Annotated in this window: 15 protein-coding genes; 3 read left to right on the top strand and 12 right to left on the bottom strand. The window is 48.7% G+C overall.

The window, feature by feature from the left end:
* Window positions 1–289 precede the first annotated feature (289 nt).
* Together J2Z66_RS18285 and J2Z66_RS18280 are read left to right on the top strand one after the other, a co-directional pair.
* On the top strand, window positions 290–2,359 hold the full coding sequence (locus J2Z66_RS18285) for a hypothetical protein (RefSeq protein ID WP_209972913.1): 2,070 nt from the start codon (window positions 290–292) through the stop codon (window positions 2,357–2,359).
* A 1,081-nt stretch (window positions 2,360–3,440) separates the two neighbouring features.
* Entirely contained in the window at window positions 3,441–4,430 is a 990-nt protein-coding gene (locus J2Z66_RS18280) for an aldo/keto reductase family protein (protein ID WP_209972912.1), read from the top strand.
* Window positions 4,431–4,542: 112 nt separating this feature from the next.
* Here J2Z66_RS18280 and J2Z66_RS18275 read toward each other — a convergent pair whose 3' ends face one another.
* Window positions 4,543–5,442 carry a LysR substrate-binding domain-containing protein gene (locus J2Z66_RS18275; protein ID WP_209972910.1) on the bottom strand — a complete coding sequence of 300 codons (900 nt, stop codon included), beginning with the start codon at window positions 5,440–5,442 and terminating at the stop codon, window positions 4,543–4,545.
* 68 nt (window positions 5,443–5,510) lie between these two features.
* A complete protein-coding gene (yqeK, locus tag J2Z66_RS18270) occupies window positions 5,511–6,146 on the bottom strand; it encodes a bis(5'-nucleosyl)-tetraphosphatase (symmetrical) YqeK (protein ID WP_209972908.1) in 636 nt (211 codons plus the stop codon).
* Between the two features lie 104 nt (window positions 6,147–6,250).
* Here yqeK and J2Z66_RS18265 point away from each other — a divergent pair, with 104 nt between their 5' ends.
* A complete protein-coding gene (locus tag J2Z66_RS18265; RefSeq protein ID WP_209972907.1) occupies window positions 6,251–6,889 on the top strand; it encodes a cupin domain-containing protein in 639 nt (212 codons plus the stop codon).
* A 38-nt stretch (window positions 6,890–6,927) separates the two neighbouring features.
* On the opposite strand, the gene thiD is transcribed toward J2Z66_RS18265, so the two are convergent.
* The 10 genes from thiD to tenA all read right to left on the bottom strand — a co-directional run bounded on the left by thiD (window position 6,928) and on the right by tenA (window position 16,143).
* Window positions 6,928–7,746, bottom strand: coding sequence for a bifunctional hydroxymethylpyrimidine kinase/phosphomethylpyrimidine kinase (thiD, locus tag J2Z66_RS18260; protein ID WP_209973126.1), 819 nt, complete (start codon window positions 7,744–7,746; stop codon window positions 6,928–6,930).
* Complete coding sequence (gene thiO, locus J2Z66_RS18255; protein WP_209972906.1) at window positions 7,746–8,996, bottom strand: glycine oxidase ThiO; 1,251 nt, start codon at window positions 8,994–8,996, stop codon at window positions 7,746–7,748. The genes thiD and thiO overlap by 1 nt, the downstream gene beginning before the upstream one ends.
* 500 nt (window positions 8,997–9,496) lie before the next feature.
* Window positions 9,497–10,297 (bottom strand): thiazole synthase, encoded by an 801-nt coding sequence (locus tag J2Z66_RS18250; protein ID WP_209972904.1) that lies wholly within the window; start codon window positions 10,295–10,297, stop codon window positions 9,497–9,499.
* A 3-nt stretch (window positions 10,298–10,300) separates the two neighbouring features.
* Entirely contained in the window at window positions 10,301–10,498 is a 198-nt protein-coding gene (gene thiS, locus J2Z66_RS18245; protein ID WP_209972902.1) for a sulfur carrier protein ThiS, read from the bottom strand.
* A gap of 4 nt (window positions 10,499–10,502) precedes the next feature.
* Window positions 10,503–11,126: a thiamine phosphate synthase gene (gene thiE / locus J2Z66_RS18240; RefSeq protein ID WP_209972900.1), complete on the bottom strand. Its 624-nt coding sequence runs from the start codon at window positions 11,124–11,126 to the stop codon at window positions 10,503–10,505.
* 33 nt (window positions 11,127–11,159) lie between these two features.
* Window positions 11,160–12,215: a ThiF family adenylyltransferase gene (locus J2Z66_RS18235; RefSeq protein ID WP_209972899.1), complete on the bottom strand. Its 1,056-nt coding sequence runs from the start codon at window positions 12,213–12,215 to the stop codon at window positions 11,160–11,162.
* Window positions 12,216–12,327: 112 nt separating this feature from the next.
* Complete coding sequence (locus J2Z66_RS18230; RefSeq protein WP_209972897.1) at window positions 12,328–13,104, bottom strand: energy-coupling factor transporter transmembrane component T family protein; 777 nt, start codon at window positions 13,102–13,104, stop codon at window positions 12,328–12,330.
* Entirely contained in the window at window positions 13,079–14,866 is a 1,788-nt protein-coding gene (locus J2Z66_RS18225) for an ABC transporter ATP-binding protein (RefSeq protein WP_209972895.1), read from the bottom strand. The genes J2Z66_RS18230 and J2Z66_RS18225 overlap by 26 nt, the downstream gene beginning before the upstream one ends.
* The gene (locus J2Z66_RS18220; RefSeq protein WP_209972891.1) at window positions 14,829–15,437 is read right to left on the bottom strand and encodes an ECF transporter S component; all 609 of its coding nucleotides are present in this window, start codon (window positions 15,435–15,437) and stop codon (window positions 14,829–14,831) included. Before J2Z66_RS18220 ends, J2Z66_RS18225 begins: the two co-directional genes overlap by 38 nt.
* Window positions 15,427–16,143, bottom strand: coding sequence for a thiaminase II (gene tenA, locus J2Z66_RS18215; protein WP_209972888.1), 717 nt, complete (start codon window positions 16,141–16,143; stop codon window positions 15,427–15,429). Before tenA ends, J2Z66_RS18220 begins: the two co-directional genes overlap by 11 nt.
* Window positions 16,144–16,197 lie beyond the last annotated feature (54 nt).

Raw genomic sequence — 16,197 nt, 5'->3', positions numbered from 1 at the left:
ATGAACTGTGATGAACTGGTATGAACTCGTAAGAACTCGTAAGAACTCGTGTGAACCGTGTGAAGAGCAGTTGAAGCAAGCGCTGTAAAAAAGCCTGGCCGGTGCGCCTCATTGACGTCGGCCAGGTTTTCTCTAAGAAAACACACCCTTTCAGGCTGTGCAAATATAACGGTCTATAATGCAAATGTAAGTATAAAAAAAACGCTTTAGAAGCTAAATATTAATTTGCAGGGTGACTGTAAAATAGGGCTTAACTTAAACTAATAGATGAAGTAAGGGTGGTAGTGACGTGACGACTGCTGAATTTCAATTGGATCCAATCGTTCCTTTTTTATTTGTTGCCAGTAAGAAAGAAGAGATGCTCGCAGCCCTTCGCAGATTAAAGCAGGAAGCAGGCATTAAAAAATTCATCCTCGTATTTCCACAGTGGAACGGGGAGTCGAAGCTGCCTACTGCCGTCCATGCTTTTGAGAAATTCGGTGATCTGATCCAGGAAGTGCGGCAGCATCTGGCCGAAGACGGCATTGAAGTGGGATGGTGGTGTTCGCCAAGCTTATCAGTAGGACCTCAGCCCTTGAATGAGCAGGAGCATCCTTTTCAAAAAATAATAAGCATTGACGGTGCTGCTTCCAGAACAGCGAATTGTCCTTTGGATAAGAAATATATAAAGCTATTGAGCGGCTATGTGCAAACGGTCGTGGAGAGGGGCCGTCCTCCATTTGTATTTTTTGAAGACGATTATGAAATCAGCAATCATGATGTGGTGAAGTTTGGCTGCTTCTGTCCGTTGCACTTGGGGCGCTTTTCGCAACAAATGGGGTTGAGCAAGGACTTGTCGAGGGAAGAATTAGAAGCAATTTTTCGACGTGGCGACGAGCTATCAGTGGATTACCGCAAAGCCTGGGCGAGGTTGATGAAAGACTCTCTGGTCGAGCTTGCAAGTGAAGTACGGACAGCTGTTGATGAGGTTGCACCACAAACAAGACTGGCACTATGTCAGCCTGGATCCTGTGATTTTGACGGAGAGTTGACGGAAGCTGTTGCCAGAGCCTTTGCTGGAAGCACGAGACCGCTGGTTCGTTTGTTTGGCAGTGACTACAATAGCGATGTGGCGAATAATTTTCCCGGTCTGAGCTTTCATTTCCTGTATTCCAAGCAGACGTTAAGTGGAGATCTGGAGCTGATCCATGAATCGGACCCCTACCCGCATTCCCGCTTCTTTTTCTCCGCGGCCAAGCTGCGTTCCCTCATGACCCTGGCTATGTTCTACGGCCTTGACGGATCGCAAACGTATGTGACGCAATATACGGACGGCCCGCTGGAGGAAGAAGGATACTTCACGATGGTAGGCCAAAGCAAAGCGTTCTTCTCCGGGCTGAGGCGTTCAGTTGCCGATTTTGAAATGGCAGGTCCGCGGATTTTATACCGCCCGTTTGCCCATGCTTATCGCCCGATTGCCGGCAATCAAGGTCCTTTTATTGTAGCGCCGGCCTGGGCGTCTGTTCTGGGCAGATTCGGGATTCCTTATTCGATAAAATCGGAGGCAGGGCCAGTCATGGTCTGTGGAGAGGAAATTCTGGATCTATCCAAAGATGAACTGATGGAGCTATTCAAAGGAGGGGTCTTCCTTGACGGTCTGGCGGCCTTCTATCTTTGCAAAAACGGATATGGTGATTTGATCGGGGCCGAGGTGACGAATCTGGAAAGCACGCTTAGCGACAGCATTGGCTATGAGCGGCTTACAGAGCTTACCCCATGGAGGGAGCATACGGCTGGGGAAAGGATGTATTATACGAACTTAACGGTTACGGTTCATCAGGAGTCCAATGTATTTCAGATTGGAGGCCTGAACGAATCGACGCAGGTATTGTCCGAGTTTGTAGATGAATTTGATCAGGTGGTTGCGCCATCGACCGTTCTCTTTACGAACCGGCTGGGGGGCCGCGTGGCGATTAACGCCTATAACCTGCAGGTTAATGATTCCGCATCCGTGTATAATTACAAACGTAAGGAGCAGTTTAGAGGGATTATCGAGTGGCTTGGTGGAACGAATCTGCCCGTTTATGCGGCGGCCAAGCATCCGAATGTTTTTGTCAGTGCCCAGGAGCACAAAGAGTCGGGCGACAAGATGGTTGCGATTTTTAATATGAGTCTGGACCCTATGCCGCAGGTGACACTAATGGTCGATGCTGCATGGAAGAAAAATTATGTATATCGCTTAAATGATGACGGTACGTGGGTTCTGATCCATGAGAGGGTATGGGAGCAGAAGGAAGAAAATAAATATGCCCTTAGCATCGCTCATGCTTGTTCAACCTTGCAGCCTTTGGTACTGCGTTTTTCTGAACATACTATTTAATGCCGTAAAACTAATTGAGCCAGAAAAAGATAAGAGAAAAAGATAAGAGAAAAAAGGGATCAACCTAATCATCAGTGCTTGACAGTCAAGCTAACATTCGATGGCGGTTAAATGCTACGAAAATACCAGTTTTATAGCGGCCCGGTACTTGTCAAAGCTATTTTCATATCGGCGAGGGTAACACGTACGCTAATGGTCACCGCAGGGCAAAAATGTCCGTTAGAAGCGGAAATGCAGCGAAAAGAGATTGTAACGGTCACGGATGTCCCTTACAGGCTGAAAAGGGGGCGATTGTGGGGAAAACCGCCTGCTAATGGTCGCGGATGTCCATTAGCATCGTGAATATGGAAAAATCAGCCTCTAAAGGTCAGCGGTGACCGTTAGAGACAGGTCCCTTCCGGATCAGGAAGATATCTTCCGTCGTTGTGATATACGGATTCTGCATCGGTCTATTCCTCTTTTGTTGTTGGGTAGGACTTTCAATCGTACAGGTTTGGCAGATTTTTCCTGTTTCAGCTATCTATTAATTTGTCAAGCACTGATTGTGGTGTTGAGCCAAATTAATACCGCAAATAAAATTCCGACATTCTGTAGGAAATCACTTGTTTAAGTGGTTTCCTTTTTGTTTTATTATAAGTTTTTTGGTGAAGCTTGGAGTGAATGATATCCTATTGTGCTTTGCAGCTTTGTAACTTTGTAGTGATAAAGTAAGCGGTAGTACCATTAATACTCCAAGTAACCAGAAAGGAAGCGCCGTTTATTCCTATCTCCACTATCCCTTTCCCTCAGGAGGAACCTTTGCTGGCAGTCCGTATTAGCGTGTGTCCCACTTAAACGATGTTTTTCATCGTTAAAGTAAGTATGTGGAGCCGACCGGGTGCATTTAGCGATGAAAAACATCACTAAAGTAACAGATCCATTCAGTGCATCGTGCCCAGCGCCTTCGTACGAGAATTGGAATATGGAAATGATGCAAATTTTCAGTAATACTTTTTTTGAATCAAAACTACCATAAAAGAATATTTCAACTATATATAGATGATTGTTACAATTGAATAAACCTACGAGGGAGGTACAAAAAATGAACTATCGAAAACTAGGCTTGAGCGGTTTAACCGTTAGTGAGATTGCTTTGGGAAATTGGATTACGCATGGTGCTCAAGTGGATAATGATAGGGCCCGTGCTTGTGTTCAGGCTGCGTTGGATGTGGGAATTACGACTTTTGATACAGCAGATGTGTATTCAGAAACGAAGGCGGAAGTGGTGTTAGGTCAAGCTTTGAAAGAAGTTCGCCGGGAAGGCATAGAGTTGTGCACCAAGGTTTTTCATCCGACAGGAACAGGGCACAATGATAGAGGTCTTTCCCGCAAACATATAATGGAAGCATGTGATCGTTCCTTGCGGAGACTGCAGACGGATTATATCGATGTTTATTTTGCCCATCGCTTTGATCCGACGGTATCGCTTGAAGAAACATTTTTGGCTTTCTCGGACCTTGTTCGCCAAGGGAAAGTGCTGTATGTCGGGATAAGTGAGTGGACAGCCGAACAGATTGAGAGAGGGGTGGCGTTGGCACGGGAACTGAGGGTTCCTCTAATTGCGAGTCAACCTCAATATTCGATGCTGTGGCGTGTGGTGGAGCAGGAAGTTCTCCCTGTTTGCAAGCGGGAAGGAATAGGTCAAATGGTGTGGTCGCCGCTGGCCCAAGGTATTCTTTCCGGTAAATATGCGCCGGACAAACCAATGCCGCAGGGCTCCCGGGCTTCAACGACAGCGGGTGCTCCATTTTTCGAACGATTGGCTGGCCAATGGCTGCGCAGTGAAGTGCTGCTGGCGGTTGAAAGGCTTATCCCGCTCGCAAGCGAAATCGGATTGACGCTGCCACAGCTTGCAATCGCATGGGTGCTGCAAAACCCACAGGTGTCATCCGCGATCATCGGGGCTTCCAAACCGGAGCAAATTCATGAAAATGTTAAGGCTGCGGGGGTTAGTCTCGACCCTGAAGTGATGAAACAAATAGATCATATATTAAATGGACTTGTGGAACGCGACCCTGGCAAAACCGGTTAACGGGTTAACATTACGACAGTATCCGGATGACAATTCGGATGATAGCATCTGGACGACAGCATCTGGATGACAACATCTTAAGGAGTAATAACATCGTTTCAGCGCTCGCCCATTAAGATGGATGATGTTTAGAATTAGCCACTTCGTTCACAGTATCAAGAAACTTGGACAAGACGTTTTCATTCAAATCGGTTCTCCAAGCGGCATAGAGAGGGACTGGCGGCGTACTTTCCTCAAAGGGGCGAAACACGACCCCGCTGCGTTGAAACACGGAAACTGAAGAGGGGACGATCGAAACGCCCAGATTCGCAGCGACCAAATTGACAATGGTGTACATCTGAACAGCTTCCTGCATGACATTCGGATAAAAGCCGTGCTGTGCACAAAAGCCGATAATGAGGTCATGAAAGGGAGCGCCAAAATGACGCGGAAACAAGATGAAAGGTTCGTCTTTCAAAGAGCAGACAGACAACGCAGGCAACTCGGCTAACGGATGATGCTTGGGCAGCACGGCAACAAGGGATTCTTTCGCTAAGGCACGAAAATCGATATGTTTGGCAGGCTCAATAAAACGTAGAAATCCAATATGAATGGTTCCGTCATGCAAGGCCTGCCATTGCTGGGCGGACGTCATCTCACGCAAGGTAAGCTGAATGTTGGGGAAACGTTCACGAAATAGGCTCAACATGTCGACCATGATACCATCGGCAGCCGAATCTACAAAACCAATGATGATATGTCCGACTATTCCTTGGCCAGCCATCTGCGTTATTTTAATGGAACGCTCCAATTGAGATAAAATAAGCTGGGCTTCCTCCCAAAAAACCGATCCTGCAGCGGTAAGACGAACCGTTCTTTTGTTGCGTTCAAACAGTTTCACGCCGAGCTCTTCTTCAAGTGCTTGAATTTGCTGGCTTAGAGGAGGCTGCGTCATATTCAATTTCTCCGCAGCCCGGTTGAAATGAAGTTCTTCCGCTACTGCAATAAAGTAATGTATTTTTCGCAGATCCATTTTTGACATCCTTCCTCTAAATGTTCTTTACCCCTTTACCCCTTTGCTACTTTGCTCCTTTACTCTACCTATCCCCTATTATTACCACGCTTAGCTGCAAGTAATTCTTCTCTGGCTTCAATAAGCCATGGATGCACTAACTTCATTTGATTTCTTTGCTCCCAAACATGATCTAAGTAAACCAGTACAGCTCCGTTCAGATCTAGCAATTGAATGTGTTCTCTCATTTTCTCTTGATACGGATGTTCACCTGGGAGAACCCAAGAAATCTTGTCAGCAACAAATAGTACCTTGGCTAATTGACTTGCTCCTGCTTTTAAGGTCGTGTGACACTCGATTGCATTCAATACGGCTATATTTGCGCAACCAAATACATGATTTGCCATGCTTCTTGAAAGCTTCTGATGAATGATGCGATGGAAGCTAAACTCTTCTTCTAATATTTCGACAGATACATTTTTGGCAATACTCATCATCATGTTTACCGGAATTACGTTGCTAACATCATGGAGTAAACCTGCCTGTGCAGCGAGTTCGGGATCTATACAGAATAAATGCGCTATTTGAGCGGCTTTCTTTGCAACTGAGATTGTATGTTCAAAGGTTTCATACTCATGATGGTAGTTTAAAAAGTTTTCTATGTCTATTTTCAGATCCCCGATTAAAATAATCCCGTCTGTAAACGGCTTGTAGGCTGCATGCATAGGCTTCCCCCAGTCATTATATAGGCACCTAACAAATTGTAAATGCATAACATGCCCATAAAGATAAAATTTTCATAACTATTATGAAGAGGTGAATGCAATTTATGACGATGTATATAGATTATACGTCTCCATCGACTCAATACGCTTTTGATGTTAATAAAAGTCCATTGTTCAGGAAGGATCATCGGAATTTTATTAACGTATTAGGGATTCAACAGTTAAATACACTGGATAATGTATCTCTGCTGGATATTTTTCTAAGTGCAAGTAATGTCGTTGAACCCCACTATCACCAAAATGCAGCCGAGCTAGTCTATTGTATTTCTGGTGCTGCTACTGTATCCATGCTGAATCCATTTACAAAACAAATTCTCAGCTTCGCTATTACACCCGGGCAAGTAACCAATATCCCGCAAGGCTGGTGGCATTATGAAGTAGCTACCGTTGATGACACCCATCTGCTGGCCATTTTTAATGCGCCAACTCCAGAAGTGATTTTAGGTTCTGACATTTTAAAATTCACACCTTCCAATATCATGGCACATACTTATTGTCTCAATGAAAATCAATGGAAGCAAGCAATCGCGCCAGTCAGACCAACGACGTATATAGGTCCATATGCAAACTGCAGCAGAGAAGCGGACCATACAGCCAATCAAACTTTAAATCAACAGTATCAACAGTATCAACAGTATCAGAACCAACAGAACCAACAATATCCGCCTACGAACTATCGCTAGTGTAACAAAAGAAAAAGGAACCGCGCAAGGCAAGCTCCTTAACTTAGGACATGCAGCCGAGCCCGCCGATAGGCTCCATGGTCCGTAGGCCCAATGCCGCCTCCGATGTTCAAGGAGTGGCTGATGGCGGCAGTAATAAATTGTTTGGCCGTTTGTACGGCTTCGTTGACAGGGCGGCCTTTGGCAAGCTCCGCGGTTATGGCTGATGCAAGGGTGCAACCTGTACCATGAGTGTGTGGAGTTTCGATCCGATCCGATATAAAAGAGACTGCTTCTGAGCCGTCTGCGGCTACCAGCAGGTCAATGGCTTGGGTTCCGGATAGATGACCACCTTTTAACAGTACATATTGGGGGCCCAATTCAAGCAGCTTCTCAGCAACTGCGCGCATATCTGTAGCGTTATGAATATCCGGAATGCCTAGAATCGCGCAGGCTTCCGGAATATTCGGCGTGATTACTTTGGCAAGCGGAAGCAGGGTTTGTTTCAAGGCGTCCATTGCTTCTTGCTGCAGCAGCTGTGCGCCGCCTTTGGCATACATAACGGGGTCCACGACCAAGTTCTGCGCCTTATGCTGCTGCAGCTTCCGCGCAACGAGCCTAATAATATCGGCAGTGAACAGCATGCCGGTTTTAACCGCATCGGCCCCAATATCTGACAAAACGGAATCCATTTGAGCTTCCACGGCCTCCAAGGCTTGTGGGAAAACGCCCTGCACGCCTAGTGTATTTTGAGCTGTGAGCACGGTAATCACACTCATGCCAAATACGTCTAATTCCTGGAATGTTTTAATATCGGCTTGAATCCCAGCGCCGCCGCCTGAATCCGAACCTGCAATCGTTAAAGCTTTATAGGTGATCATACCCGTAAACCCCTTCCAAACCTTTCTGGCGAAAATGCTTCAATTGAGCGTGTAGATGATGGTGTAGATGAGCGTATAGATGAGCGTGTAGAGCTGCTAGTAGTGCTAATACCGCTAGTAGGGCTAATAGAGCTGTTTCCGTAGACCCAATCTGCGGCAAGCTTGGCAGTCACGGGACTGAGCAGAATGCCATTTCGATAATGTCCAACGGCGAGCATGACGCGGCTTGATTGGCTTGATCGGTTTGATCGGTTTGATCCAAGTGATTCATTGGATCCGCCCACAGGTCCGATGAGGGGAAGTCCGTCCTGTGTAGAGGGACGCAAGCCAGCCCAACGATGAAATGGTACAAGCTCGTTCAGGAAAGGGAATACGCCTTTGTTCCACCTTTGCAGACGCTCGATGCCTTTAGCCGTCACTGAAGTATCGAAGCCGGCGATATCCTCGGATGCACCGCAAACCAAGGTGCCATTTTCTTTGGCAACCAAATAACCCTGGCTGCTGAACACCATATGGTTAACCGGATGCACGGCTGGTTCACATTCATAAGCGCAAATTTGCCCGCGAATCGGATGGACGGGAATGTATAGGCCAAACGTGGACGCCAGCTCTCCAGCCCAAGCTCCGGAACAAACCAGCAGCTTATCTCCGCTGAATAAACGATGGTCTGCCGACCTGACAAGCACTTCCTGCTGCCACTGCACAATCTCTACTCGCTCTAAATTTTCCTGGATATTGACACCAATGACCCGGCATGCCTGCTCCAAAGCACTGACATAATGAGGGGCATACACATGGCTTTCCTCTGGTGTGTACAAGGCTGCCTGCACATTTTTTGAGAGCAAGGGCTCTAGGCGCAGCAGCTCATCTCCAGACAAGATGCTACCAGAGGAGCCAAACTGACGCTGCCACAAGAGCCTTCCTTCTAACGCCAGTAGATCTGCCTGATGGAAAGCGGTGTAAAGACTGCCTGAGTTCGTATATTCAAAAGTTTGCCCGGACACCTGCTTGATGGTTTCCTGCCACTTGGGATAAAGGCGCAGACTATCCAGACAAAGCCGGAAAAAATCATCGGGTCCCTCCACATTTTCGGAATACGGCGCCAGCATGCCAGCTGCAGCACCAGACGCCTGGCCGCCGCAGTTATTTGGCTCCAGAACGGTTACTTTAGAACCACGGCTCTGCAGCTCAAAGGCGCAGGATAGCCCAATCACGCCGCCTCCCATGATCACGATGCTTTCTCCCATACTAATTCCCCTATCTTATTAAAAAGTATAAGTTTTTGGTGGAAACTTTGAGTGAATCGCCTACCATGAATTTATGCTTCACTTAACGATGTTTTTGATCGTTAAAGTAAGGTTTTCCAGGACAATCAGCCACTTAACGATGTTTTTCATCGCTAAAAGAGTATGGATGGCACCTGTGAGTGGATAATAGAAATTTTAACGATGTTTTTCATTGTTAAAGTAAGGTTATGGAGACGCTCTGATGCTTTTAACGATGAAAAACATCGTTAAAGTATCAGCTCTTCATCCCCAGCTTAAGAGAACAACCCTTGCTGGCTGTCTGTTTGAGAGATTTGGTGTTCGTACGACTGTAGCTGAGAGAGGAAGGGAGGTGGGTGGAAGAGTGATAGCGTCCGCATTTAAAGATTCTTTAACAGCGGCTGGAGCCCACATCCCTTTCCTACGTAGAGCTCCCAAGTCACGAACACGCACCTCACATAACTCCGCATTCTCCCAGGCTGCTATAGTTTGGATACGTACGCTTCAAGTCCGCTGCTTGCCGAAGCATACCGCTTCTTGGCCATACGTCCGGACAAATAGGAAAGTCGTCCGGCTTCGATAGCAAGCCGCATCGCCTGAGCCATCATAACCGGGTCCTTCGCTTTAGCCACCGGTGTATTCATCAGCACGCCAGCAGCGCCAAGCTCCATTGCCTGAACGACATCACCTGCAGAGCCGAGGCCGGCATCGATAATGATGGGAACCCCGGCTTCCTCAATGATCAGCCCTAAATTATAGGGGTTAAGGATACCGAGACCCGTACCTATGGGTGCGCCACCCGGCATGACAGCTGCTGCGCCCGCCTCTTCGAGATGCTTGCAGAGGATCGGATCATCCGAAGTATACGGAAGGACGACAAAGCCTTCTTTGACCAGAATTTCTGTAGCTTTTAAAGTTTCAATCGGGTCTGGCAGCAGCGTGCGCTCATTAGCACTGATCTCCACCTTAATCCAGTCGCTCAGGCCGGAGGCACGCGCCAAGCGGGCGATGCGTACAGCTTCATCCGCTGTTTGCGCACCGGAAGTATTAGGAAGGTACACATACTCTCTGTCTTGCAAATGCTGAAGAATGGAATCATCCTCCGTTGACTCCAGATTAACCCGACGAATTGCAAAGGTAAGCACCTCGGCACATGAGGCTTTGATCGCTTCCTTTTGAATAAATGGATTTGGAAAAAGACCAGTGCCGATAAAAAAACGCGAAGACAGCAGCTTTCCACCGATTTTGAACCCATCTGTTTCGAATTCATCCGCTTGCGGCATTATTCAGCCTCCTCCAACAAAATGAACCAGCTCGATTCTCATGCCCGGCAGTACGGGACACTTCGCCCATTGACTGTTTACAAGCACGACGCCACCTACTTCCGCAACAATAGGTTTTCCTTGTAGTCCGTAATGATCAATGACATCCTGAAGCGTAGAGACTTCAAGCTCTTTACGCTCACCGTTTATAACAAGCTCCACTGGATCAGCCTCTTTTCTCCAATTTGCTTATAAATGTCTCACAGGTTCCCCGAACATCATCACTGCCCACAATTTCGCTGATTGCGCATATCCATGTGGCCCCGGCTTCAAGCACTTCTTCCACATTGTGCAGCTTAATGCCGCCAATTGCCACGAAGGGAAGGCGAACCTGCGCAGCAACCTCGCGTACATAGCCGACGCCTACTGGATCGACCACATCTACTTTGCTTTTCGTGGCATAGACCGGGCCAACACCGATGTAGTCTGCGCCATCTTTCTCTGCCTGAAGTGCTTCATGAATCGCATGTGTGGAAATGCCGATGATTTTATTGCCTACTAATTTCCTGGCTTCAGCTAATGGCAAATCGTCCTGCCCGAGATGAATCCCGTCGGCATCTGCCTCGAGCGCAATATCGATATGATCGTTGACGATAAAGGTGACACCGTGCTTGCGCGTCAGCTCCCGCAGTGCATGCGCTTTGCGCAGGATTTCCTGCTTATTGCCCGATTTATCCCTCAATTGTATGATATCTACTCCGCCCAAAATCGCTTCTTCCATAACCTCAATTAAATCCCGGCCCGGATGAAATTGTTCTCCTGTTATGGCATATAACCGAAATGTTTGCAAAAAAGGTCCCTCCTTATAGTTCCAGCTGTAAACTCATACACCGATATAACGTGCATACAGTGTTTTAGCCCGGACTATATCGTTCGTGCCCTGCACCAGCACACGTCCATCCGGGAAAAGCACAAGCCGTTCGCCCTCAGGCAGCTCAGCTCTAAGTAAGAAAGGGTTGGCGTCTACCTTGGCGGCTTGCCCCAGCCGTACGCGCCAAAGCTCCAGATCTAGCTGGTTGTTTCCTGTTATTTGTATCGTTTCCCGCCCGCACAAGGAGAGGAAAGCATCTTGTTCATCTACTTGAAGTGCAGGGTATTGCTTTAGCTGACAGCAGGGGCAATCGGAGCGGGGCTCGCCCAGCTTCATCTCAAAAAATTGATTGTGCCAAAGATCAAAAGTGACCAGACTATTTCTTCGCTGCCCATGAGCTTCCACTAAATATTTCAGCGCTTCAACAGCTTGGTAGGAGGCGACGATATCGACAACAGGCGAAATTACGCCAATCGTGTCACAGGTTTGCCCGCTGCCATCTGCCGTTTGAATGAAGCAGCGCAGGCAAGGAGTCGCACCAGGAACGAAGATCGCACTCATTCCACGGGAGCTGACCGCTCCTCCATAGGTAAAGGGAATGCCCAGCTTCCAGCAGGCATCATTCAGCAGAAATCTCGTCTGGAAGTTATCCGTGCCGTCCAAGACAAGATCCATGTCCTGCAGCAGGGCATCTACATTATGAGCCGTTACATCGGCAACAATCGGCTCCAGCCTGACGCCGGAATTGATTTTGCTGAGCTTCTTTTCGGCAGCGATGACTTTTGGATAAGCATGCCGGACATCCTCTTCATCGTAAAGCATTTGCCGCTGCAGATTACTTTTTTCCACATAGTCCCTGTCCACGAAGCGTACCCGCCCGACACCGGCTCTCACCAAGTGATTGGCCAGCACCGTGCCCAAAGCCCCCATGCCTACGATCAGTACAGCTTTGCCCATCAGCTTGCGCTGTCCTGCTTCACCAATTGGCGCAAACAGCATCTGCCTTGAATACCGTTCCATCTGTTTGTCCTGCCGTTCATCGTTCAGCGCCAATTTCAGTTCCTCCATTTCAGGCTTCTTCGGCCGTTTCCTGTGCTGTATCCATTAAACTCTATTGCACTCTATTGCACTCAATTGGACTACATTGCACTTGATTACACTCCATTAAACTCCGCTGCACCTACACCCACAACTGCCTGATCCCAAATAAACCTGCCGCTAAAATAATAAGCCCCATCCCAAATAGGATATCCTGGCGCGTCCAGGCAATCGTCCGGTAAAAGCTGCGTTCTCTGCTTCCGTCGAAGCCTTTGGATTCCATAGCAACGGCAGCCCGCTCGGCTTTACGGACAGCTCCGGCCAAGAGCGGAATGGCATAGCGCTTTATCTGTTCCCAGCGTCCGCGAAGGCCCCGGGCTTCTCCCAATCCGCGAATCCGGTGTGCTGCACGGATCTGGTTCAAATCCTGGCGGAAGAGCGGGAGCATCCGGTAAGCGGCCATAATCCCGTAGCCAAAGCGGGGAGGCAGCTTGCAGTGCTGCACGAGACCAAGCATGAGCTTGGTAGGCTCGGTAGTAAGCACGAACAGCAGCGACCATAAACCGAAAACTAGTGAGCGTAAGCCGAGCGCTGTACCTGTGATCACATTTTCCATGGCGACGGGAACTGGTCCCAGGTGAAACAGCACATCTTGACCGCGTTCACCCGGGAACAGCACACTCATCCAGACAAAGCTCAGGGCAAAGAAGGAGAATGGCAGGATCAACAAGCCGATCGTTTTCCAGGGGATGCCTCCTAGCAGCTTTAACGCGCATACCGTCGATACGGCGATAATCAGCGGTGTCCACGGATCGAATACGAGGACCATTCCGAAAATCACGAGCAGCAAGCTGGCCAGCTTTAAGGTAGGGTTGATTCGCTGCAGAAAAGCATCATGCTTCTGCCAATGTTCGAGCATGCTGCATCGCCTCCATAAAGATCCGTGATCCTTGCTCCAGTTCATCCGTCAGCGGACGCTTGATGGACGCTCGCCGCATCATGTGCTCATCATTGAATAAAGACTGCGGAAGTCCATCATAAATCAGATGTCCCTCGTGCAGCAGCAGAACCCTTGAAGCGTACTGCTTAACGAGCTCCATGTCATGAGTGACCATCACAATGGATTTGCCTTCCTGATGTAAATCCCGCAGCAGTTCCATCAGTGCGATTGTATTTGCGTAATCCTGGCCGAATGTAGGTTCATCCAAAATAAGCAGCTCCTGTTCACTGGTGAGCATGGCGGCAACCGATAAGCGCCTTTTTTGACCTTGACTGAGGCTGAACGGATTTTGCTTTCTCTGCTCTGTTAACCGGAAGCGCTGCAGCAGCTCATCGAGGCGGGGGCGCAAGCTGTGTCTGGTATACCCGGAAAGCAGCAGCCCGTAGGACAATTCCTCTTCCACTGTATCGCGGATAAATTGATGCTCAGGATTCTGAAAAACAAACCCGATTTTCCGCATAAGCTGCTGCACTTTCAGCTTCTCAATGGGTGTTCCGTGCAGTAAAATTTGTCCTGTTTTTGGCGAGAGCAGCTTAATCATCAGCTGAGCCAGTGTGCTTTTGCCTGTTCCATTCGGGCCAAGCAGTGCTGTGAATTCGCCTTGAGTGATGCTGAAGCTCGTAGAATGGAGGACGTTAACCGAGTCCTTCAAATGGTTCCGCCCGTAGGAAAAGCTGACTTCCCTTATTTCAAGCAAGGGTGGCTTGGTGCTGGCGGCTGTTTTTACAGCGCTGCTGCTGATACCCGCAAGGGCTGCACAAACAGCAGGGACTGCAATAACAACAGAGGCTGCTTCGGCATGCTGCCCAAGTTTTTCCAATCCATGCAGCAGCCCTTCCTCCCACTCAGCCAAGCTCAGAGGGAACTTCTCCCACACCATTCCCTGCTGCTCCAACTGATTTGCGGCCAAGCACAAACGCGGCACCCAAATGCCCTGCTCCAGCAGCTTGTCGATCTCATGCTGAAAAATATGCCGCGTCTGCCCATCCGCGATAACACTGCCCGCATCGCCCAGCACGATGACCCGGTCAATATACACGAGCAGATCATCCAGCTTATGCTCGATAAAAATAAGCGTTTTACCCGACTGCTCAGCAATCCTGGCTAACAAAGCAAACATGTCATCTGTAGTCGCCGGGTCCAGATTGGCTGTTGGTTCGTCCAGGATGAGCACCTCCGGGTCCATGGCGAGCAAGCAGGCGAGCCCCAGCTTTTGCTTCAGGCCTCCAGACAGCTCCTGCTGCCGGGCATAACGACGGTCAGCAAGACCAGTCAGCCTCAGGCTTTCCACGATTCGGCTTTCCATTTCAGCAGCCGGCAGAGCCATATTTTCCAACCCAAATGCAATCTCGTCCTCCACCGTCGTCATGCAAAACTGTGTCTCTGTATCCTGAAACAAAATGCCGATCTTGCGGCACATTTGGGCGGGACCTGCATCCCGGGAGGGGACTCCGTCGACTGTCATTTCTCCAGACACTTCAGCTTCTATAGAGCGCGGAATAATACCGTTGATGGCGAGCGCCAGGGTGCTTTTTCCACCGCCGCTGGGCCCGAGTATGAGCACTCTTTCTCCGCTCGCAATATGAAGATCCACGTCCTTGAGCGAGTCCCGTTGCTGGAATGGGTAGCGTACCGTCAGCTGCCTAGCTTGGATCAACGGACTGTCCATGCTGCTTTTCACGAAGCAGCCTGCCCAGGGCGAAATTGTTTAATACACCCGTGCGGCCAAGCGCATCAGCGATGCTTTTGCTGCCCCAGCCGCCCAGCAGCGCACCGCTGACCAGCATAGCTGCCAGCATCAGCAGGGTAATGGCGAGGTTGTACTGGCTGTAGCCATACAAAACATAAATCGTCAGGAAGTTGGCGACCATGCCGAGTATTCCCGCCAGCATCAACACAGGCAGACGATAGCTGCGCCAGAGGAAAAGCGCTAATGCAATTTCAACACCCAGGCCCTGGGTGAAGCCGAGGATCAACACCGTTCCGGCACTGACCGAACCGACCATAATTTCTGTTCCGGCTGCGACTAATTCCGCGATCAAGGCTACGCCAGGCTTGCGAATAATATAAGCACAAACGATAGGAGCCATAACCCATAATCCTGCTATCCCGCCCCAAGCGACCGGCCCCAAAACTCCTTTTATAAATTGCCCGAAAAAAATCCAAAGTAAGTACAAGACACCGAATCCAACGGAGATGGAAGCCATTACTACAATTTCCCGCAGGTTTAGAGCTTTTTTCTTAGTGCTCAACAGGTTCCCCTCCAAGCACTTGCACAGGCCAGTCCTGAAGCGTATAGGCCATATCAAAAAACTTATATTCCAATTGGCTGCTAATAAGAAAATGCTCCCTCATACGCTCCTTTTCCTGTGGGGAAGCCGTTACTGCCCATTCATCGAGCCGATCGCAAAGCAATTGCATCCGCGGTTGAATCAAAGTATCGCCATAAAACCGGATCCACTCATAGAAAGGATGATCTAAACCTGGCTGCACATCGCGGATGATTCTTGCTGCCGATTCCATGTAGGTCCAGGGGCAAGGCAGCAGGACAGCGAAGATTTCTCCTAATGTACCTTGTGCGGCAACGGATAGCATATGTTTGGTGTAATGCTGGGCTGTGGGAGCGAGCGGGTAGCCTTGAAGCTCTTCATAGCTGACACCGGCGACCCGGCAAAAATTGTGGTGTGGATGCACCTCGCTGTTTAAAATAAAGCCGATTTTATCGTTGAACATGGCGATATCCTGGCGGTCAGTACATTTGGAAATGCCCAAGCCGTAAACCCGCATATAGGCATTCAAATATTCAAAATCTTGTTTGACATAATGAATCAGCTGCTCCCTGCCCAAAGTACCCTTGGCAATTCCTTGTACAAACGGGTGTTCGTATATTGCATTGAAAATAGGGTCTGCCTCTTGACGCAGCTGCCGGCTAAAGCTCGAATTCAAACTCAAACTCATAACAAAATTCCTCCTTGTATGTGTTTGAATAAGTGTGCGCAAAAAAAAGCCGCT

The sequence above is a fragment of the Paenibacillus eucommiae genome (genome assembly GCF_017874215.1).
In the GTDB taxonomy this organism is placed as follows: Bacteria; Bacillota; Bacilli; order Paenibacillales; family NBRC-103111; genus Paenibacillus_AI; species Paenibacillus_AI eucommiae.
Note: the sequence above shows the minus strand (reverse complement) of the source record. Positions and strands in the feature narration are given on the sequence as shown.